The sequence below is a fragment of the Flavobacterium saccharophilum genome, assembly GCF_900142735.1.
Lineage (GTDB): Bacteria > Bacteroidota > Bacteroidia > Flavobacteriales > Flavobacteriaceae > Flavobacterium > Flavobacterium saccharophilum.
On record NZ_FRBY01000005.1, the window covers coordinates 203,012 to 223,592 of the forward strand.

Here is a 20,581-nt window from a genome sequence, read left to right on the forward strand (position 1 = left end):
TATCATAAAAAATAATTCTTCACGCAACCATTTAAAAAAAAAGCATCTACATAAATATAACCTATTAAAATATTACCATGAAAAAATTAATGTTAAGCTTGTTTATAGCTTTTGGATTTAGTGCCTGCTCTCTTAGTAACGATGACATGAATGTAAATTGCGGAGCAGATACTAATGTAGCTTTTACAGGGTTTCCACTTTTATGCAACTATGCAGTAAAAAATTTACCGACTAATCCCGCTGCGATTGTAGTAAACTCAACTGAAAAAATGGAGTACTACTTTACAAAACACGAAAATACCTGTGCCGTTCCAAGCGATCCTAATATCGATTTTACTCAAAAATACTTAGTTGGGATTTTTGCAGGAATTAAGCCGACAAGTGGTTATGCTATCAAAATAACAAGTATTGTAGAAAATAACTGTCAGATGGTTATTAATTTTTATGAAAAAGGACCACAAGCCGGCGAAACAATATCATCTTCTCCAACTTATCCGTCAGATTTTATTTTGATACCAAAAACATCAAAACCTATCATTTTTAACAGAACAACAGAGACTTCAGACAATATCGTAATTGGAAGTTATAATGATAAATGTACAGGAGCTGATTGTCAAAAATTCTTTCAGATAAATAATTATAATATTTTGCAATTTTTAAATGTAGTACCAGGCAAGTATGATTTCAACCAATATAAATACGCTGCAATAACAAAAAGAGACGATTATACTTTGTTTTTGAGTAAAGTACCAACTGAAATTTTAAACTTAAAAGGACAAACCAAAACCTACGGAACACCAGGCTCAGCAGATCAGGGAGGTGTTTATTTTCAATTGACACAAGGTTCAGTAGTTACCAAAATTTACATTGACACCAACGATACTGAAGATCAAAGTACAGAGGTTAAACTTTTCAAAAAAACTATTCAGGATAAAATCATAAGTTTAAAATAAGCAGATTATGAAAAGACATTTTTTATTATTTATTGTTTTTGGACTTTTTAGCTCAGCATATTCACTAGAGACAAAAGGGTTGAGTGCCGGTTCTATTGTAAACACCTGGATTTGGGAAAAATCGATTGGAGGAACAAGTAATCCTTATACAGCGACTCCAAAAACAAGCGGGTTTAATAAGAAAATTGTTTTTACTCCGGAAGGGAGAGTGATTACTTATAAAAATGATGTAGAAATTAGAAACAGTACTTATCAAATAGAAAAAGGTATTGGATATTTTGACCATTCAGAACATGACCTGATTACTTTTGAAGGCAAAACTTACATTATAGAAAATCTTGATAATCAAAACTTAACAATCGTTAGTAATAATCAGGATGCTACTCGTAGTATTTATAAAAGATAGCTTTTTAGCTTTATAAAAACTATTTTTGCAAAACCAAATAAACCATTTTTGAAAGACGATTTAGAAAAATATATTCGACAATGCATGCAAAATGACAGAGAGGGACAACTGAAAATTTATCAGTTGTTCTCTCCTGTCTTGTATGGTATTTGCCTGAAATATATGAAAAACGAAGATGATGCCAAGGATGTTTTCCAGGAAGCATTTGTAATTGTCTTTCAAAAAATTAGCCAATACAAATTTGAAGGAAGCTTCGAAGGCTGGTTAAAACGTATTTTCATAAATAAGCTTATCGAAACTTTAAATAAAAAAAAGAAAGAAAGTTTCTTTTTAGATGTTTTTGATCCTGATACTGATTTTATAGAGGAGGAAGAATTAGAAGCAATTCCGATAGAACAAGAAAAACTGTTAGAATATATCCAGGATTTACCCGATCAGTACCGAACCGTTTTTAACTTGTATGTTTTTGAAAAAATGAAACACAAAGACATAGCCGAATTATTAAAAATATCAGAAGGAACTTCAAAATCAAATTTAAACCGGGCGAAAGGCATTTTGCAGAAAAGAATTTTGAGCATAAAAAAAAATTTTAAAATAGCATGAAAAAGCAGAATATAGAAGATATTTTTTCATCAATGGAAAACTTTTCAAGTATTCCGCCCCCTGAATTGTGGGCAAACATTGAAGAAAAACTAGACAAACCAAAAAAGAAAAAAAGAGCTATTCTTTGGTGGTCAGCAGCGGCATGCCTGTTATTAGGCTTGTTATTGCCTTCTGTTTTATATTTTAGCTCAAATAACGGAATTCAGACTAATGGTACTGGAGCAAATAACAGTGTTGTTATAGACGAAAGTAAAAAAGATCTTAATACTAACCGAACGATTTCAACACAAGAAAACAGCACCGTAAAACAATCTAAAATTGTAAAAAGCTCTTCTGAAGATAGCTCAAAAAACAACTCTACTACTATTGAAGAAATTCAAACAAAAGAGACTGCAGTTGCTCATGCCGACTCTAAAAATAATAGTAGTTCGTCAGGTCTAAAATTAAATTCGGAAAAAAGAAATACAAACCAGGCTGTAGTTGAACAAACAACAATTTCTGAAAAAGAAAGCCACGTCAATTCAACTTTTTCGAAGAATAAAAATTTAAATTCTCAAAAGAGAAAAATAAATCAGGCAGTAGCCGAAAAAACGTATACTACCGGAAATCACAATCAATTCAATTCTTTTTCAAAAAATCAAAGCTTTAGCGTTGAAAAAAGAAAACAAAATCAGGCTCTGGCTGAGAAAATTTTTACGAACGGAAAACAAAATCAGTTTAATTCATTCTCGCAGCATCATTTGCCAAATTCTGTTTTTGAAAATCAATCAAATACAAATTCTGCCACTGTTGCGTTAGGAACTTCAAATTCAGTTTCGAACAATAAACAAACAACAGCAATTGAAAATAAAAAAGAAGTTGCATCTAATAAAGCTGAAAAAGTATTTGCTGATACTAGTTCAAAAGGCAGTTCAAAATTCAACAACGTTTTAAGCAAACAAGATTCTGTTCAGTTGGCAGAACTTCAAAATCTGGAAAAAGGCATAGTTTCTTCAGATAATAAAGAAAATGTAAAAAAATCGAAAACTTCATCAACAGCTGAAAAATGGGCTCTTGAAGTCTTTGCCGGAATTGCCAATTCTGAAAATTACAAAAATGAAAAAACTTTAGGCAACGCTAACGACTCAAAACAAGGTAGTACGTATGGTGTTAAAACTAAATATAAAATCAATAAGAAATGGGCGGTTGGTTCTGGTTTAAAAATTAACGAACTGGGCCAAAGTGTAGCTAACGTTTCGTATATAAAAACTGCTGATAATGCTTTTTTAAGTATTGGTGATTATTTCGTTCAAAATTCAACGGTTCCACAAATTGCCAGCACAGATGGTTACGTATTAGTATCTAATGCAACTAAAAATGCATTAAAAAGCGACAACTTACAAAGTGGAAATTTAGATCAAAGCTTACGTTATATTGAGATGCCAGTAGAAGTTTCATATGCTATTTTTTCTAAAAATAAGGCTTCTATTAGTTTAAATACAGGCGGTTTTGTAGGGAAATTGATTTCAAACAGTGTTGCTATCGATGGAAATTCGTTAGGAGAAAATATAAACGCAAATGATTTTGTATATGGTTCAACATTGAGTAGCACCCTACAATATCGTGTTTACAAAAAAACAAATGTTTTTGTAGAGCCGGCCATGAATTATTACGTAAATCCATTGAACAGTCAGTCCTTTAATCAATTTCAATGGGGACTAAATTTCGGATTAAATGTTTCATTTTAAATAAAAAAACAATATATTTAACACCCAAAAACCTACGTAACCCCTAAACCTACAATAATTTTGAAAACAAGCTTAAAAGCGAGTCTTCTCAAAATGATCGTAAAAAACCATTGGACAAATCACAAATCTATCCCCAGAGATTTGCTTTTGGCCAAAGAACTGGTTTATGATTGTTTTGATTTTGACTGTTCGCAACCGCAGCAGGAAAGCGAAAGCATTGATTACAGTGCTTATCGTTTTTATCTCAACGAGAAATTTATTTGCTACAGAGAAGCCAAAATTACCCCAACAAAAACTGGCCAATTTGTTACTTTGTGGAAACGAAGCAGATTAGGAACAATTGAACCTTTTAATTCAACTGATTTAATCGATTTTGTTTTTGTCAGTGTTCGAAAAGATGATCTTTTTGGGCAGTTTATTTTTCCAAAGGCCGTCTTACTCGAAAAAGGAATTTTTTCCACAACAGTAACAGAAGGAAAAAGAGCCATAAGAGTTTATCCTCCATGGGACGAAACAAACAACAAGCAAGCCCAAAAAACTCAAAAATGGCAATTGGATTATTATTTTGAAATAACTCCCGAGCCCGATTTTGATACTTTTAGGAACTTATTAGATCATTAATATAAAAAACGGCTGTCTATTTTGACAGCCGTTTTTTTTCAATTCATCACTAGTTTTAAACAGCAGTATAACCTCCATCAGCAATAATATAACTTCCTGTTGTAAAAGACGATTTTTCAGAACTTAGAAATACAACCAGTTCGGCGATTTCTTCCGCAGTTCCTAATCGGTTCATTGGTGATTTTGCGGCAACGGCATCCATCATACTTTTATTTAAATTATCTTTAAGTAAAGCGGTTTCGATGTACCCCGGCCCAACGGCATTGCAACGAATATTTTTTAGTGCATATTCTGCAGCAATATTTTTTGTCAATCCAACAACTCCATGTTTAGAAGCTGTATACGCCGGACTAAGTGGAGCGGCAACCTGCCCATGGATCGAAGCTATATTGACAATGCTGCCACCACCGTTTTTCTCCATTTGTTCTAACTGATAGCGACAAGCATAAAAAACGCCGCTTAAATTCAAGGCAATTACTTTATCCCAGGCTTCTGGCTCATATTCTCCGGTAGGTTTTGCAGGGCCACCCATTCCGGCATTATTGCACGCAATATCAAGTTTACCGTATTTAGAGACAGTTACCTCAACCATATGTTTATTATCGATTGCACTAGACGAATCTCCTTTTACAAAAAAAGCTTCTCCACCACTTTCTTTTATCGCTTTAACCGTTTCTTCACCATGTTCTACATTTATATCTGAAAGTACAACCTTTGCTCCTTCGCGAGCATAAGCTTCTGCCACTGCACGTCCAATTCCTGAACCGCCACCGGATACAAAAGCTACTTTGTTTTCTAAAAGTGCCATATTCTTAAAATTTAAATTTGTAGCTACAATTTACGAAGATCTTAATGGCTTATATGATTAAGACGAGAGTTTAAAATAACATTAACGTACTTTACTAATCAAATGTTATTTTCGGAAAAACCGCTCCATTTCTGCCAAAAAATCACTATTTAGAAGAACAAAAATTATTCATCCAATTTCATGTTTCCCCTATCTTCGTGACTTTCGGGATTTGAATTAGGATAACGATTGGGTGTGATATCAGAATTTCGATCTTTATTTTCTACCGTTTTTTTTGCCTCTTCTTCAGAAGAAACACCACGGTTTGCATTTGGATTATCCGGATTTGTTTTATCCGGAACTTCTTTGATGTTTTCATTTACATTTCTCGCTCGGTCTACAATTTCTTTGTTCCCTTCTGCATCGGCAACGATTTCTTTTTTCAATTCTGATTCGTGTAATTCAGTATCGTGGGAAACATTTTTTCCTTTAGAATCGTCTATATTTTTTTGTGCTCCATTTATCTTTTTTGAACCTAGATTATTATTTTCCATGACATTATTTTTTTTCATTACTATATAATATTACGAATTTTCATTTTTAAAACTAAGTCATTTAACATAGCTTTTGGATTACAAAAATCATTTTCACTCTTATTGTAAAATTTGCAACAGCATAATTATCAAAATAATAGTAAATTAGTATTGAAGTTTTATCATTACAATAATCGCTTTTTTAAGCAACAATAAAATCAGGAATTATGATTTTTTTCAAAGCAAAAACGAGCTGGTCAAATGCTGAATTTATCATAATAAAACTATGTATAGCTTCGGCGTATATTTTAATTGGAAGTTATTTTCATGACTTTTTCAAGGATTATTATACTCCTTTATTAATCTTATTTGGTATTACTGTGATTTGGTTTGTGGCATTATGGCTGAAGAAAATGAAAAATCGAGAATAAGTATAAATTGGAATTACCTCTCAACAAAACTATCTTTGCAGTCAAAATATAAAACATGCATCAACATTTCATTCTTTTTAAGCCTTATGGCTATTTAAGCCAATTTATTTACGAACTAAAAAGAAAGAAAAAGCTTTTGGGTGAATTATATGATTTCCCTGAAGGAACGATGGCAATTGGCCGTTTAGACGAAGATTCAGAAGGACTACTTTTGCTAACCACAGACGGAAAAGTAAGTGAACAAATAAGAAGCAAAAAAGTCGACAAAGAATATTACGTGCAAGTTGATGGAGTTATAACTCCCGAAGCAATTGAAGAACTGCAAAAAGGTGTCGAAATTGGTTTTGATGGAGGAAAATATAAAACTAAACCTTGTAAAGCTTTTATCGTTACTGAAATTCCCGATTTTGGAGCAAGAGCAAAAAAAATCCGTGATGAACGCCACGGCCCAACTTCATGGGCTTCGATAACTATAAATGAAGGTAAATTTCGTCAGGTTCGTAAAATGACTGCAGCGGTTGGTTTTCCTACTTTGAGATTGGTTCGCGTTCGAATAGGAAATGTATATTTGCAAAACTTAAAAGCTGGTGAGGTTTTGGAAGTTTCCGATTTTAAATTAGATAATTAGAAAATGTGTCAATTAGATAATTATAAGAAACTCTTAACTTATAATTCATAACTCTTAACTCAAAAAAATGCTAAACGTTGTTCTTGTAGAACCTGAAATACCAAATAATACCGGAAATATTGGACGCTTATGTGTTGGTACAGAAAGTCGCTTACATCTAATTCATCCTTTTGGATTTGTGATTAATGATAAGAACCTGAAACGTTCTGGTTTGGATTATTGGGTGCATCTTGATGTAACCGAATATCAAAATATAGAAGAATGGATTCACCAGATTCCAGATCTATCACGTGTTTTTCTAATGAGTTCACATGCGGAGAAATCCTATTTAGAAACTGATTTTCAGGATGGAGACTGGTTGGTTTTCGGAAAAGAAAGTGTTGGTTTAAGCCAAGAAGTTTTGGCTCGTTTTGAAAATCATTTAACGATTCCGATGTCGAAATTAATCCGAAGTTTTAATATTGCGAATTCTGTGGCTTTTGTGATTGGTGAAGCTAAGAGGCAGATTGGGTTGAAGAAAATTTAAGATTATAATTATAAGCTCCAGTGGAGCGTTATGTTTATAGCTCAATATTAAATCACCACTTGGAGCTCCAGAGGAGCGATATCTTAATTTTTGAATTTGAAAAATAAATATTTCACCCCTACAGGGTTGTATTAAACGTAATTAACATTTCTATAAAAATGACGTCCCGCTGCGACTTAGAACCTCTAAGTAATCACAAACTTCCCCTTCTCAGCATCGAAAATAATATGTTCGTCTTTGAACAAAGTTTCAAAACTTCCTTTTGAGATTAAATTACATGGTTCATCCTGCACCACAAATTCTGGCGTCATGATAATCATTTCATCGCTTAACTGAATTGCCAAATCGATATCGTGAGTTGAAAACAAAATACATTTCTGCGTTTCTTGTGTTAGCTTTTTTAGCAGTTTAAAAAGTGAAACTTTATGCAATAAATCTAAATGTGTTGTAGGTTCGTCAAGAATAATCAAAGGTGTATCTTGTGCCAAAGCTCTTGCAATTAAAACCTTTTGTAATTGTCCGTCACTGATTTCAAAATGCCTTTTTTGAGCCAAATGTTCAATTTGAGTCAATGCCATTGCTTCCTGAACTTTCTTTATATCTTCTGAGGTTAAAGTCCCAATCCAATTGGTATAAGGCTGTCTTCCTAACGCTACTAATTCAAAAACAGAAAGATTACTTGGTGGCAACTTTTCGGTTAAAACCAAACTTAAATTCTGCGCTAAATCTAAAGGATTATAACTGTTTATATTCTTATCATTCAGAAGCACTTTTCCTGATAATGGCTGTTGAATTCCAGTAATGGTTCGTAATAAAGTTGATTTCCCAATTCCGTTTGCACCAATTAATGAAATGAGTTTTCCTGAATTTAAACTTAAATTTAAATTTTCAGCAATAGTCACAGTTGCTTTCTTGGACTTGTAGCCAATTGATAAATTTATTGTGCTTAATATGGTTTTCATTGCGACTTATTTTTTAAACACATAGATAACATAGTTTTCGTTGGTTCAATTTATAGTTAGTTTTAAAATTTACTCGTAAATTAACACATAGCCGTTCTTGCTAAAACTTTGGCAATAATTTGAAATATTCATTTACAAATGTTTTCTGCCCCTCTTTATAAATATTATGGCAATTAAAGTTAATTATAATTCCTTTTGGGGCTTTGCATAGTTTCATATAAGTTAACAATTGCGCTTCATGAATGGGACTAATTTCAGAAACCGTTTTTAATTCCACTACTAAACAATTTTCCACAAATAAATCACATCTTAAATCTGCACTCAATTCTTTATTTTTATAAATCAGCGGTACTTTCATTTCAGAGAAAAAATTCAATTTCCTATGTTGTAATTCTTCCTTCAAACATTGATGATAAACATTTTCTAATAATCCTTTTCCAATTATTTTATGTACTTCAATACAAGCACCAATTACATTATAAGTTAGTTCATCTAAATATTTTTGAGTAACCATTTAATATTAGTTAAAATAGAAACTCATTTTAATTTTCACTTCGCTATGTTTTTTGAGGAAAAGTGAAACGCCTTTTTTAAGGTTATAAAACTATGTCTCTATGTGTTTAAAAAACTAAGATATTAAATATTTGTAAGTTTTTACTGAAAATTTCTTTTTCTTACCAATAACCAAATGACAACCGGCGCGCCAATTAGCGACGTAATTGCATTAATAGGAAGCGTAACATCGAAGCCCGGCATTTGCGAAACGATGTCACAAAACAGCATAATTATGGCTCCAAAAAATAAGGTACTCCAGAACAAAATAGTATGATTACTCGTTTGAAAAGTCAGTTTGGCGATATGTGGTACTGCTAATCCAATAAACGCAATCGGACCGGCAAAAGCTGTAATACTTCCAGCTAAAATACTCGTTGCAAATATGATGATCAATCTGGCTTTTTTGAAACTCAATCCCATGCTTTTTGCGTAATTTTCACCCAAAAGCAATGCGTTCAAAGGTTTAATACTACTGGCGCTCAAAAGCAAACCAATACCAACACAAACGGCTAAAATACTTAACGTTGTCCAGGAAAGATTTCCTAAACTTCCCATCGACCAAAAAGTAAATTTCTGCAATTGTTCTGCTGTACTAAAATAGGTCAAAACACTTACGATTGCTGTTGTAAAACTTCCGAACATTAATCCGACAATTAAGATTGCCATTGTATCTCTCAATCGCTGAGAAACGATCAAAACCAATAATAGAACCATTGTACTGCCAAACGTGGATGCAATTACAATTCCATATGAGGATAATACAAAAGCACTTAAAAAAGAAGGCAAAAACCCGGCCCCCAGAATCACAAATGCAACTCCTAAACTCGCTCCGGAACTCAATCCTAAAACATAAGGCCCGGCAAGTGGATTTCGAAACAAAGTCTGCATTAACAAACCGCTAATCGAAAGTCCCGTTCCAACTAATACAGCTGTAAACGATTTAGGCAAACGGTAGTTAATAATAATATATTCCCAAGTTGATTTGCTCGCCTGACCTCCGGTTAAACTTTCATAAACATCTCTAAACGGAATATTTACCGAACCTAAACTAAGACTCGCAAAAAACATCAAAAGAAGTCCTAAACCCAGAACGATAAATAAAATGGTATTTCGTTTTTTGTTTGCCAATTTAATTCAATTTAGATGCAAAAGTAAACTCATAACTCGGCAATAAATCCGGATGAAAAATTTTGATATAATCTTTCAAAACCAAATCTGGACGGCTTGGTGACAATTCATAATAAATGGTTCCGCCAGTTGCACCAAACTTACTTTCTAACGTATAAATGGATTTATTTTTAAAAGCGTCAAACTCACTGTAATGCGGGTTTGCTTTTTCTAATTCGGCCAAAGTCAGAAAAGAACCTGACGCAATCCAAACATTCGCTGTTTTGGCTTTGTCTAATACTTTTTCGAATGATAAACCTTCACTTCCGGTACCTTTTAAATCGGCCCATAAATAATTAGACTTTGCATCTTTCATAAATTGCGCTACCCAGCTGTTTCCTTTTGCCACATACCAAACATCTTCGTACATAGAACCATATAAAACTGTTGTTGTAGCAGGTTTTTCGGCTACTAATTTCTTTGCCTGATTATAACTTTCAACAATCTTATCGAACAACTCTTTGGCTTTATCTTCTTTACCAAATAACGCTCCGTATAGTTTTATCCATTCTGCTTTTCCAAGAGGAGATTGCTCCATCCAATCGGCCTGAATCATCACATTTAAACCACTTTTTTTCAAATTATCCAGCATCGGATTGTTGTTGTCAACTCCAAAAGTTACAATCAAATCTGGTGCTAAATCTATTAGTTGTTCAATGTTTAATTTTTCGTTTTGTCCAACGTTTTTCACAATCCCTTTATCAATTAATATTCTCGTTTTTTCAGAAGAAATATAATCGGTATGTGGAAAACCAACTAGTTTATTTTCTACATCCAGCATTTCAAGATACGGAATGTTAGTTGTTGATGTCACCACAACCGTTTCCAACGGCACGTTGATTGTTGTGTAAGCTTGAAGACTATCAGGAACTTTGCCTTCTTTTTCTTTTAAAATATAAGTGAACTTTTTATTTGTGTTTGGCCAAGGATTGGTAACCGTTACAACAGAATATCCTTCCTGTTTTACGATAGAAAGCCCTGAAGCATATTCGATACTATTTTTAGCAATTGTAGATTTTGCAACTTCGGTAGTTTCATTTTTTTTACAACTTATCAGAAGAAAAAAAGACAAAACATAAAACGTTTTAGGTAATAAATGTTTCATAAGTTAGTTATACATTTTGGTAATTGAAATCGTAAACACCCAATATCGGCACAGATTTTGAATACTAAAATTTCAAAATTTAATTTTTTGATAAGGACAAAGGTAAGGCAATTTCTATTTTTTTTGTTTACCTTTATTCTTACAAATCTCAACAAACTCATTTTTTACATTATATGAATACCACAAAAACCAAAATTTGTTCGAGTTGTGAAACTATTTTTAGATGCGGGGATATTTCTGTTGAAAACAAATGTTGGTGTAATGACTACCCTCCTATTTTTAATCTTTCTGAAGGAGGAGATTGTCTTTGTCCGGTTTGCTTTAAAGAAGCCTGCATGGACAAAATTGATGCTTATGTGGAGACCATGACACCTAAAAAAGCACTACAAAATAAAGCATTATCTTTACCAAAAACAGCAAAACTAATTGAAGATATTGATTATTATACCGAAGATGGCAATACTGTTTTCACGACCTGGTTTCATTTAAAACGCGGAAGCTGTTGCGGAAATGATTGTCGTCATTGCCCCTACTAATTATAAATTGTTGTTTGTTAATTATGAAGAACAACGTAATCAAAGACAAAAGTTTTGATTTTGCCATTCGAATTGTCAAATTATATCAATATTTATGCACTGAGAAAAAAGAATTTACACTTTCTAAACAACTACTGAGATCGGGAACAAGCATTGGTGCAATGGTCAGGGATGCAGAACATGCCGAAAGTAAAAATGATTTTATTCATAAATTTGCTATTGCGCAAAAAGAAGCAAATGAATCAGTTTATTGGCTAGAATTATTAAAAGCTACTGATTATTTAAATGATAAAGAATTTGAAAACATCAATACTGACGCCATTGCAATCTTAAAACTAATAACAAGTATTATAAAAACTACAAAAAATCAACTCGTTTCCAAACCAGTTCCTACTACAAATTCACAACTAACAATTAATAATTAAAAATGATTTACTTAATTACCGGAGGCGAACGATCAGGAAAAAGCAGTTATGCTCAAAACTTAGCATTGAAGCTTTCGGATACACCAATCTATGTGGCAACAGCCAGAAAATGGGATGACGACTTCCAGAATAGAATCGACCGCCATCAGCAGGAACGCGACGGACGCTGGACCAATATTGAAAAGGAAAAACATTTAAGTGAAATTGATTTCGCAGCTAAAGTAGCTTTGATTGATTGCGTAACGCTTTGGCTGACTAACTTTTTTGTTGATACAAAGTACGATGTACCTTTAAGTCTAGAAGAAGCAAAAAAAGAGTTTCTTGCGATGGCCAAACAGGAAAATGCAACACTAATTATTGTTACCAACGAAATAGGAATGGGAGTTCATGCCGACACTCATATCGGCAGAAAATTCACAGAATTACAAGGCTGGATGAATCAGTTTTTGGCGGCAAATGCAGATGAAGTTGTTTTGATGGTTTCGGGAATTCCGGTAAAAATAAAATAAAATTCCAAATTTTAAATTCCAAATTCCAAGGCACTGCCTTAACTTTACATAAATTCAAACATTCAGATTGATTTTCGAAATTGTAATTTGGATTTTTTTTATTGGAATTTTAACCCCAACAACATGACTAATTTAGACGATATTTTAAAATCGCGTCGTGATACCCGACATTTTACCCCTGATGAAGTTCCTGATGAAGTGATCGAAAAAGCTTTACAGGCTGGACATTGGGCACCATCGGTTGGATTGACGGATGCTACACGCTATTATATCATTAAATCTGCAGAAGTAAAAAGTGCTATCAAAGATTTGTTTTTGGATTATAATAAAAAAGCCGAGTCCTTAACAGATAATCCAGAACAAAAAGAGCACTATAAATCCCTGAAACTTGAAGCTATTGAAGAAGCCCCAATTGGACTTATTATCGCTTATGACCGTTCTGTTTTAAATCAGTTTACGATTGGAACTGTTGGCAGTAACGAAGCGGTTAAATTTAGTTCTGTTTGTGCAGCTCAGAATATTTGGCTTTCCCTCACCGATCAAGGTTACGGTATGGGCTGGGTTTCGATCTTGAATTATTACCAGTTTAAAAAAATACTTGACCTACCAGACAACATCGAGCCTTTGGGTTATTTCTGCGTTGGAAAACCAGCAACGAATTATGATAACCAACCGATGCTGCAACAATTGCATTGGAAAAAAAAATCAGAAGCACCAATTTGCACTGAAATTAAAAATGTAACAGAAAGTTATATTTCTGATTTGAAATTAAAATCTCAAATTGAGATTGATAATAAAAACGATTTCAGCAAAGAATTACAAGAAAAAATAGACGGTAAAACTAAACCAGTAGGTGCTTTAGGGACTTTAGAAACTTTAGCTTTTCAGTTGGCTACGGTTTTTGAAACTTTAAATCCGAAAATTATAAATCCGAATATTGTTGTTTTTGCAGCAGATCACGGAATTGCAAATCATGGTGTGAGCGCTTATCCACAAGACGTAACGCGACAAATGGTTGGTAATTTTCTGGATGGCGGAGCAGCTATCAATGTTTTTTGCAAGCAAAATGACATTCAGTTATCAATTGTAGATTCAGGCGTAAATTATGATTTCCCGACAAATGCCAATCTAATTGATGCTAAAATTGCAAAAGGAACCCAATCGTTCCTGCACGCGCCGGCGATGAGCGAAACTGAATTGCAATTGTGTTTTGAAAAAGGAAAAACCATTGTAGAAAATATCGCAAAAACAGGTTCTAATTGTATTGGTTTTGGCGAAATGGGAATTGGAAACACTTCTACAGCTTCTGTATTAATGAGTCTTTTAACTGGTTTTTCTATCGAAGAATGTGTCGGAAAAGGAACCGGAGTTGAAGATCAAAAATTACTTCAGAAACAGGAATTTCTTAAAAGAGCAATCGAAAATTATTCCGGTCAAGCCAATTTAAAAGAACAACTGGCTTATTTTGGAGGTTTCGAAATTATACAAATGGCAAGCGGAATGCTGACTGCTTTTGAAAACAAGATGCTAATTTTAGTTGATGGTTTTATTTGCAGCGTCGCTTTTTTAATTGCTTCAAAAATAAATCCTTCTATAATTAAAAATGCTTTTTTTTGCCATTGCTCTGCTGAACAGGCACATCAAAAATTACTTCAATATTTAAAGGCAAAACCAATTTTAAATTTAGATTTGCGTCTGGGTGAAGGAACAGGTTGTGCAATTGCTTTTCCCATTTTGAAATCGGCAGAGGCTTTTTTGAATGAAATGGCTAGTTTTGAGAGTGCCGGGGTTAGTAGGCAGTGATTTTAGTCGCAGTCTCAGTTTTCAGTCACAGTTTGTCATTCCGAGGAACGAGGAATCCCCGCAAGCAACTCCGCACAGAAAAGTGGACAATCTTTGTCGAGCTACTTGCGGGGATTCCTCGTTCCTCGGAATGACAAGAATACCTAAAATATATTTCTTAAATAAAAAACAAACTTCTTAAATGAAAAAAGAACTACATATTTTCTTTACCTGCTTAATGTTTTACACCCGAATTCCATGTCCAAAAAACATCGATCATAATCCTGATTATTTAAATAAAGCTACACGCTATTTCCCTTTTATTGGATGGATTGTGGGGAGTATCTCTTTTTTGGCTTTTTACATTTTTGCTCAATTTCTTTCTGTTGAAATTGCTGTTATCTTAGCTATCATCGCTTCTATTCTAACAACTGGAGCTTTTCATGAAGATGGTTTTGCAGACGTTTGTGATGGTTTTGGCGGTGGCTGGACGAAAGAAAAAATCCTGTTGATTATGAAAGACAGCGCAATTGGCGCTTATGGAGCCATTGGTTTGGTTTTATTATTTTTATTGAAATTTAAATTACTTTCCGAATCGATTTCTCTTTTTCAGATGGAAAATCCGATTGGACTTCTACAAGTTTTCCTTTTGTTTCTATCTGCTCATGCTTTGAGTCGTTTAGCCGCCATCAGTATTACTTTTACACATGAGTATTCCAGAGATGACGCTACTAGCAAAAGCAAACCAATTGCAAAAAAACATACCTGGAAAGAAATTTTAGGATCATCTATCTTTGGCTTATTACCTCTTTTAGCTCTCTCCTATTTTCAATACAATTTTCTTCTAGCTATAATTCCTGTTTTTATAACACGTTACTTTTTGGCTCGTTATTTCCAAAAATGGATTGACGGATATACAGGAGATTGCCTGGGTGCGACACAGCAGGTTTGTGAAGTTGTTTATTATTTAAGCTTTCTTTTTATATGGAAATTTATTTAGTACGTCATACCGAAACTGCCTGTGAAAAAGGGATTTGTTACGGGCAATCTGATGTTGATTTAGCAGAACCTTTTGATTCTATTTTTGAGAACATTGTTTCACAATTGCCTTCAGAAGCGATTGTTTTTTCAAGTCCGCTGAAGCGATGTGTAATTTTGGCTCAATATATTCAGGACAGTATCAAAACGATATCGTATCAGGAAGACAAACGTTTAATGGAAATGGATTTTGGTGATTGGGAAATGAAAAACTGGAATGATATTTTACCCGAACAACTCAATCCGTGGATGGAAGATTTTGTAAATGTTCCTGCTTCAAATGGAGAATCTTTTGTTTTATTACACAAACGTACTGAAACCTTTTTATCAGATTTAACTTCAAAACAAATCAATTCGCCCATCATAGTTGTTTGTCATGCCGGAATCATAAGAAGTATCTTATGCCATCATTCCTCCTTACCGTTAAAAGATGCTTTTCAAAATAAAGCAGATTTTGGTGAAGTCATTAAAATTGAGCTCTAAGAGTAGTTTTGTTTAGAATTTGACTTAAAAAGTAAAACAAATTTGATAATTCAACATTTTTAACTTTATCTTTGCCCGAAATTTAAGGTTGTGTTTTAATTTTAAAAACGCATTAAAAGGGAATCAAGTAAAATCTTGAGCTGTACCCGCAACTGTAAGCTAAGTTCTGAAAAGAATGCTTGTTGTTAACTACAAAACCACTGCTCGCCCCGGCGAGTGGGAAGGTAAACAACAAGACGCAAGCCAGGAGACCTGCCTTTATAACAAATATCGAACTCTCGGGAAAAAGAGTGTAGAAATTATGACTTTAAAAAAACTTTTCGCTTTTTACTTGCTATTGTTGTGCCAGATTATGTCGGCGCAGAACGACTCCATTACAAATTTGAAAGCTGTTGTAGTTTCTGATTCTAACCTGAAAAAATATTCGACTTCACAATCTGTTTTAAAACTCAATGATTCTGTTATCAATAAAAATGAGGCTTTATTAACGGATCTTTTAAACTTCAACTCCACGATTTACTTCAAAGAATACGGAAGAGGAATGCTTTCGACAGTGGCTTTTAGAGGAACTACTTCATCTCAAACGGCTGTAATCTGGAACGGAATCAACATCAATTCTCAAATGAACGGAAGCACTGATTTCAATACGATTTCTGGTTCCGATTATAATTCTGTTAGTGTAAAAGCTGGTGGAGGAAGTGTTATTTATGGAAGCGGAGCCGTTGGAGGAACCGTGCATTTAAATAACGATTTGGGATTTTATAATCGTTTTGAGAATAACTTAAAACTAGATTATGGAAGTTTCAACACCATTGGAATCAATTATAAAACTAATATTTCTAACGAAAAATGGAGCGCTCAAATTGGTTTTTCCAAAAACAGTTCGACAAACGATTATAAATACCTGAATCAATATACCTGGAAAGGAGAACAGCGATGGAACCAAAACGGGCAATATGATATTATTACCATGAGTGCCAATTTGGGTTACAAATTTGACACAAAAAATAGCCTAAAATTATACAGCCAAACTTCTAACACAGATCGAAATACATCTTTAATAACAGAAACCGAAACCAAAAGCAAGTACGTGAATGGTTTCAATAGAAACTTATTAGAATACGACGGTGATTTTGGAAAATTCAAAACCAATTTCAAGACGGCTTATATTTTTGAAAATTATCAATATTATGCTGACAATTCAACCAATCAATATACTTTCGGAAAAACAGAAAGTTTTATTACTAAAGCTGATTTAGGATATACCCTTTTTAAATCAACACAAATAAACGGAATTTTAGACTACAACAGAACGAAAGGATTTGGAAGTGGTTTTGGAGACAATACCAGAGAAATTAGTTCTGCAGCATTACTGGTAAAACAAGATTTTTCAAAGGATTGGAAAAATGAATTTGGAATCAGAAAAGAATTTACAGATAACTACAAATCACCTGTTTTATTCTCTTTGGGATCTTCGTATCAATTTGGAAAATTATATAATTTGAAATTGAATTTGTCCCGAAATTTCAGAATTCCAACCTTCAATGACTTATATTGGGAGCAAGGCGGAAATCCAGATTTGAAACCGGAAAGTTCCTATCAGGCAGAAATTGGAAATGTTTTTACTTATAAAAATATTTCGCTTACACAGACTTTCTACTACATCAAAATTACCGATTTATTGCGCTGGGTCCCGGGAAGCAACGGAATCTGGACTCCACAAAACACAGATAAAGTAAATACCTATGGAACTGAAACTTTACTAAGCTGGAAACAACAATATGGTAAAAATTATTTTGGAGCCAACGCCACTTATGCCTACACGGTTTCTAAAGATATAGCGACTGACAAACAATTGTTTTTTGTTCCTTTTAATAAAGTAACGGCAGCAGTTTCTTATTCAAGAAATAACATTTCAGCTTATTACCAATTTTTGTATAACGGTTTTGTCTACACACAGGCCGACAATGATCCAAATGAAATTGTAGACGCCTATTTGGTTTCCAATATAGGAATCGATTATGATTTTAAATTTTTAAGCTCTTTCAAACTAGGATTCCAGATTTTAAATCTATGGAATGAAAATTATGAAAGTCTTGAAAACAGACCCATGCCAGGAAGAAATTTTAATATGTACTTAAACCTTAAATTTTAATATAATGAAGTTAACCAGATTATTTTTAGTAGCATTAAGCGTATCGCTTTTTGTCTCTTGTTCAAACGATGATGACAATAATGATCCAAAAGGAGTATATGACAATGGTTTTTTCATCTTAAACGAAGGGAATTCTGGCGGTGGTTCAGTTTCTTTTGCGAGTGATGATTTAGCCACTTTTACAGCAGATGTTTACAAAACCGCAAATCCTACAGATATTGCAGGAGTCTATCTTCAAAATATCTTTTTTGATGGAGACAAAGCCTACATCATTGCAGGTGGATCAAACGTAATTAACGTTGTAAACAGATATACTTTTAAATTAATTGCAAAAGTTGAAACTGGTCTTGCTAATCCAAGATACGGAGTTGTAAAAGATGGAAAAGCGTATGTAACGAACGCAAATACTTATTCTTATATCAACCCGGCAACTGGTAATACAGATGACTATATTGCAATAATTGATTTGGCTACTAATAAAGTAGAATCTAAAATCGAATTGGGTGCAACAGCAAACAGAATTTTATTGGAAAACAATAAATTATACATTACAGATTCTTATAATGATAAAGTATTGGTAGTAAATCCAGCTACAAAAGCATTAGAAACTCCTATAACAATTGGTACTAGTGGAGACAGTATGGAAGTTAAAGATGGTGTTTTATACGTTTTAAGAGCTCCTTATGGCGATAATAGAAGTGAAATTGTAAAAGTAAAATTATCTGATAAGTCGGTTACTAAAATTACTTTCCCTGAATCTTTAGACAGAGCAGGTTACTTAGACATTTATAATGATAAAGTTTACTACACTTCTAACAATTCAGTGTACGCAATTACTACTACCGCAACAGCAGCTTCAACAACAGCAATTGCAACGGCTAGTCTTCCTGAAGACGGTTCAATTTACGGTTTTGCAGTAAAGAATGATAAAATTTATATTGCTGATGGTGGTGATTTTGGATCAAACAGCAAAGCTTACATCTACAATTTAAGTGGAAGTTTGCAAAAAGAATTAACGGTTGGTGTAGGACCAAATGGTTTTTACTTTAACGATTAACCTTTATTTTTAAATTTGTTTTTGGATTTTTTGTAAAAAAGGCTTTCATTTCTGAAAGCCTTTTTCCGTTTATTTTAGTAATTTTTGAAATTCTTTTGGAACAGTCTCTAAATACATTTCATTCCTATAGCCATTGATTTTTTTAGAATCTGTAACATATGGCAAGATTAAATTTTCGTCTATTCTTACCTTTTTTGCTGTAGCCCCAGTAATTTTAGATATTGCCAAATTCAATAAGGGCTCTTCTGAATCACCTAAAATACCATAAGTACTAACAGATTCATTCTGCACATATGTTGGCGGTAAGCCCGCTGTATAGTCCCCAAAATCAGCTGAATTTGAAATTTTAAAAACTAACGGCTGCATCGCATATTTATGATTTGGATTAACATTTGTTTTAGTGAATGTAGGCGAATCATAAACTGTAAATGAACCAACATTTTTACCAATTGTCGTTTCACCAATCTGAACAACATTAATATACGGTTTTAAACCGTTTATCACCAATTCACTTGCTGATGCGGTATTAGAAGTTGTAATAACATAAACAGTATTTAAATTTAAACTGTTAAGAGCAGCTCCATCTATATCTTTTACAAATCTTTCGTTCAAAAATTCCAAATCTTCAGCAGTCAGACCGGCCATTTGTTTCAAATTATACTGTCTTTTTGAAAATATTTTTCCTTCAAATTGTCCTGTAATCATACTTGCCAAACGCGTTGAAGAACGAACTGAACCACCTCCATTATATCTTAAATCCAAAACCAGGTCAGTTGCGCCTTGTGCTTTTAGTTCTCCAAAAGCCTGATTTAATTTAGTGTCATATTCGGCATAAAAACCGTTATACATTAAATAACCTATTTTATGACCTCCAGAAGTAATTACTTTACTAATTAATATTGGATTTTCTTCTAATACAGTTTTGGTTAAAGCAACAGATTTTCCATTCAAAACAAAAGCAGAACCATTATAATCTGCAAGATTTAAAGTATAGCTATCAGGATTAAGCAATAACGATTCGTAGTTTGAAACGGTAAGTTTGGTCCCATTTACACTGGTAAACAAATCACCTCTTTTAATATCTTTAGATGCAGCGTCAGAATTAGGAATAATATAACGGACATAACCTACTACATCATTAGATCCCTCAGAGACTCTGCTCAATCTAAAATCTACTCCATTGTTTTTTGAAATCCCATTAAGTTCTTGTTCCAAAACAGTATAATCATCTACAATCCAGCTAAAACGATCGATTGCATTAATTGGATATTTGCTAACTGGTTTATTTAGTAAATCTTCAAATAATTCCTCTGGCTTAGAATATCCAGACAAAAATGAGTTAAGAGCTTCTTGATTTGCAAAACGATCATCAGCTAAATTGGGCACGTCAGCCTGCCATAAATAAACTTCATTTAATCCTTTCCAGACAAAATCATTTACTTGTAAGTCTGCCGGAGCAGCAACATCATCGTTATCTTCACAAGATTGCAAAGCAAATGCAAGTAAAAATACAAGTAATAAACTCTTTAAAATTGTTTTCATATATTTAGGTGTAGTAGTATTCAATACTTTATTAACGTAAAAATACTACC

General features: G+C 33.3%; 23 protein-coding genes and 1 riboswitch. Of the genes, 16 read left to right on the forward strand and 7 right to left on the reverse strand.

All coding sequences use genetic code 11. The features are described 5' to 3' along the window. Positions 1-77 precede the first annotated feature (77 nt). Genes BUA98_RS16645 through BUA98_RS16665 form a run of 5 tightly spaced genes read left to right on the forward strand, consistent with a single transcriptional unit; the run spans position 78 to position 4,310 of the window. Complete coding sequence (locus tag BUA98_RS16645) at positions 78-953, forward strand: protease complex subunit PrcB family protein (RefSeq protein WP_072974402.1); 876 nt, start codon at positions 78-80, stop codon at positions 951-953. Between the two features lie 7 nt (positions 954-960). Then, positions 961-1,359 carry a hypothetical protein gene (locus BUA98_RS16650; RefSeq protein ID WP_072974404.1) on the forward strand — a complete coding sequence of 133 codons (399 nt, stop codon included), beginning with the start codon at positions 961-963 and terminating at the stop codon, positions 1,357-1,359. A 48-nt stretch (positions 1,360-1,407) separates the two neighbouring features. Beyond that, positions 1,408-1,962 (forward strand): RNA polymerase sigma factor, encoded by a 555-nt coding sequence (locus BUA98_RS16655; RefSeq protein WP_072974406.1) that lies wholly within the window; start codon positions 1,408-1,410, stop codon positions 1,960-1,962. Beyond that, positions 1,959-3,689, forward strand: coding sequence for a hypothetical protein (locus BUA98_RS16660; protein WP_072974408.1), 1,731 nt, complete (start codon positions 1,959-1,961; stop codon positions 3,687-3,689). The genes BUA98_RS16655 and BUA98_RS16660 overlap by 4 nt, the downstream gene beginning before the upstream one ends. Positions 3,690-3,749: 60 nt before the next feature. Continuing rightward, positions 3,750-4,310 (forward strand): MepB family protein, encoded by a 561-nt coding sequence (locus BUA98_RS16665; RefSeq protein WP_317614831.1) that lies wholly within the window; start codon positions 3,750-3,752, stop codon positions 4,308-4,310. A 55-nt stretch (positions 4,311-4,365) separates the two neighbouring features. On the opposite strand, the gene BUA98_RS16670 is transcribed toward BUA98_RS16665, so the two are convergent. After that, positions 4,366-5,118 carry an SDR family NAD(P)-dependent oxidoreductase gene (locus tag BUA98_RS16670; RefSeq protein ID WP_072974411.1) on the reverse strand — a complete coding sequence of 251 codons (753 nt, stop codon included), beginning with the start codon at positions 5,116-5,118 and terminating at the stop codon, positions 4,366-4,368. A 164-nt stretch (positions 5,119-5,282) separates the two neighbouring features. Continuing rightward, positions 5,283-5,651, reverse strand: a complete 369-nt coding sequence (locus BUA98_RS16675) for a hypothetical protein (protein ID WP_072974977.1) — start codon at positions 5,649-5,651, stop codon at positions 5,283-5,285. 206 nt (positions 5,652-5,857) lie between these two features. Between BUA98_RS16675 and BUA98_RS16680 the strand changes: the two genes are divergently transcribed. The 3 genes from BUA98_RS16680 (at position 5,858) to BUA98_RS16690 (ending at position 7,215) form a co-directional block, all read left to right on the forward strand. After that, entirely contained in the window at positions 5,858-6,061 is a 204-nt protein-coding gene (locus BUA98_RS16680; RefSeq protein WP_072974413.1) for a hypothetical protein, read from the forward strand. Between the two features lie 55 nt (positions 6,062-6,116). Then, on the forward strand, positions 6,117-6,689 hold the full coding sequence (locus tag BUA98_RS16685; RefSeq protein WP_072974415.1) for a pseudouridine synthase: 573 nt from the start codon (positions 6,117-6,119) through the stop codon (positions 6,687-6,689). Between the two features lie 67 nt (positions 6,690-6,756). Further along, positions 6,757-7,215: a tRNA (cytidine(34)-2'-O)-methyltransferase gene (locus BUA98_RS16690; RefSeq protein ID WP_072974416.1), complete on the forward strand. Its 459-nt coding sequence runs from the start codon at positions 6,757-6,759 to the stop codon at positions 7,213-7,215. Between the two features lie 185 nt (positions 7,216-7,400). Here the strand turns inward: BUA98_RS16690 and BUA98_RS16695 are convergent, their stop codons facing one another. The 4 genes from BUA98_RS16695 to BUA98_RS16710 form a co-directional block, all read right to left on the reverse strand. After that, positions 7,401-8,177: an ABC transporter ATP-binding protein gene (locus BUA98_RS16695; protein ID WP_072974418.1), complete on the reverse strand. Its 777-nt coding sequence runs from the start codon at positions 8,175-8,177 to the stop codon at positions 7,401-7,403. Between the two features lie 100 nt (positions 8,178-8,277). After that, positions 8,278-8,691 (reverse strand): GxxExxY protein, encoded by a 414-nt coding sequence (locus BUA98_RS16700; RefSeq protein ID WP_072974420.1) that lies wholly within the window; start codon positions 8,689-8,691, stop codon positions 8,278-8,280. 140 nt (positions 8,692-8,831) lie between these two features. Next, positions 8,832-9,860, reverse strand: coding sequence for a FecCD family ABC transporter permease (locus BUA98_RS16705; protein WP_086065416.1), 1,029 nt, complete (start codon positions 9,858-9,860; stop codon positions 8,832-8,834). A 1-nt stretch (position 9,861) separates the two neighbouring features. Then, positions 9,862-11,004, reverse strand: coding sequence for an ABC transporter substrate-binding protein (locus tag BUA98_RS16710; RefSeq protein ID WP_072974422.1), 1,143 nt, complete (start codon positions 11,002-11,004; stop codon positions 9,862-9,864). Between the two features lie 173 nt (positions 11,005-11,177). On the opposite strand from BUA98_RS16710, the gene BUA98_RS16715 reads away from it, so the two are divergent. The 8 genes from BUA98_RS16715 (at position 11,178) to BUA98_RS16750 (ending at position 18,989) form a co-directional block, all read left to right on the forward strand. Then, a complete protein-coding gene (locus BUA98_RS16715; protein WP_072974423.1) occupies positions 11,178-11,540 on the forward strand; it encodes a C1orf53 family protein in 363 nt (120 codons plus the stop codon). A gap of 23 nt (positions 11,541-11,563) precedes the next feature. Further along, positions 11,564-11,965 (forward strand): four helix bundle protein, encoded by a 402-nt coding sequence (locus tag BUA98_RS16720; protein WP_086065418.1) that lies wholly within the window; start codon positions 11,564-11,566, stop codon positions 11,963-11,965. Positions 11,966-11,967: 2 nt separating this feature from the next. Next, positions 11,968-12,474 (forward strand): bifunctional adenosylcobinamide kinase/adenosylcobinamide-phosphate guanylyltransferase, encoded by a 507-nt coding sequence (gene cobU, locus BUA98_RS16725; protein WP_072974426.1) that lies wholly within the window; start codon positions 11,968-11,970, stop codon positions 12,472-12,474. A gap of 123 nt (positions 12,475-12,597) precedes the next feature. Further along, a complete protein-coding gene (cobT, locus tag BUA98_RS16730; protein WP_072974428.1) occupies positions 12,598-14,277 on the forward strand; it encodes a nicotinate-nucleotide--dimethylbenzimidazole phosphoribosyltransferase in 1,680 nt (559 codons plus the stop codon). A 181-nt stretch (positions 14,278-14,458) separates the two neighbouring features. Continuing rightward, positions 14,459-15,256, forward strand: coding sequence for an adenosylcobinamide-GDP ribazoletransferase (locus tag BUA98_RS16735; RefSeq protein WP_072974429.1), 798 nt, complete (start codon positions 14,459-14,461; stop codon positions 15,254-15,256). Further along, a complete protein-coding gene (gene cobC / locus BUA98_RS16740; protein WP_072974431.1) occupies positions 15,241-15,777 on the forward strand; it encodes an alpha-ribazole phosphatase in 537 nt (178 codons plus the stop codon). Before BUA98_RS16735 ends, cobC begins: the two co-directional genes overlap by 16 nt. 68 nt (positions 15,778-15,845) lie before the next feature. After that, positions 15,846-16,051: riboswitch (cobalamin riboswitch) on the forward strand. A 27-nt stretch (positions 16,052-16,078) separates the two neighbouring features. Then, complete coding sequence (locus BUA98_RS16745) at positions 16,079-17,932, forward strand: TonB-dependent receptor plug domain-containing protein (RefSeq protein WP_072974980.1); 1,854 nt, start codon at positions 16,079-16,081, stop codon at positions 17,930-17,932. Between the two features lie 4 nt (positions 17,933-17,936). Beyond that, on the forward strand, positions 17,937-18,989 hold the full coding sequence (locus BUA98_RS16750) for a YncE family protein (protein ID WP_072974432.1): 1,053 nt from the start codon (positions 17,937-17,939) through the stop codon (positions 18,987-18,989). Between the two features lie 69 nt (positions 18,990-19,058). Here the strand turns inward: BUA98_RS16750 and BUA98_RS16755 are convergent, their stop codons facing one another. Further along, complete coding sequence (locus tag BUA98_RS16755; RefSeq protein WP_072974434.1) at positions 19,059-20,531, reverse strand: S41 family peptidase; 1,473 nt, start codon at positions 20,529-20,531, stop codon at positions 19,059-19,061. Between the last annotated feature and the right edge of the window lie 50 nt (positions 20,532-20,581).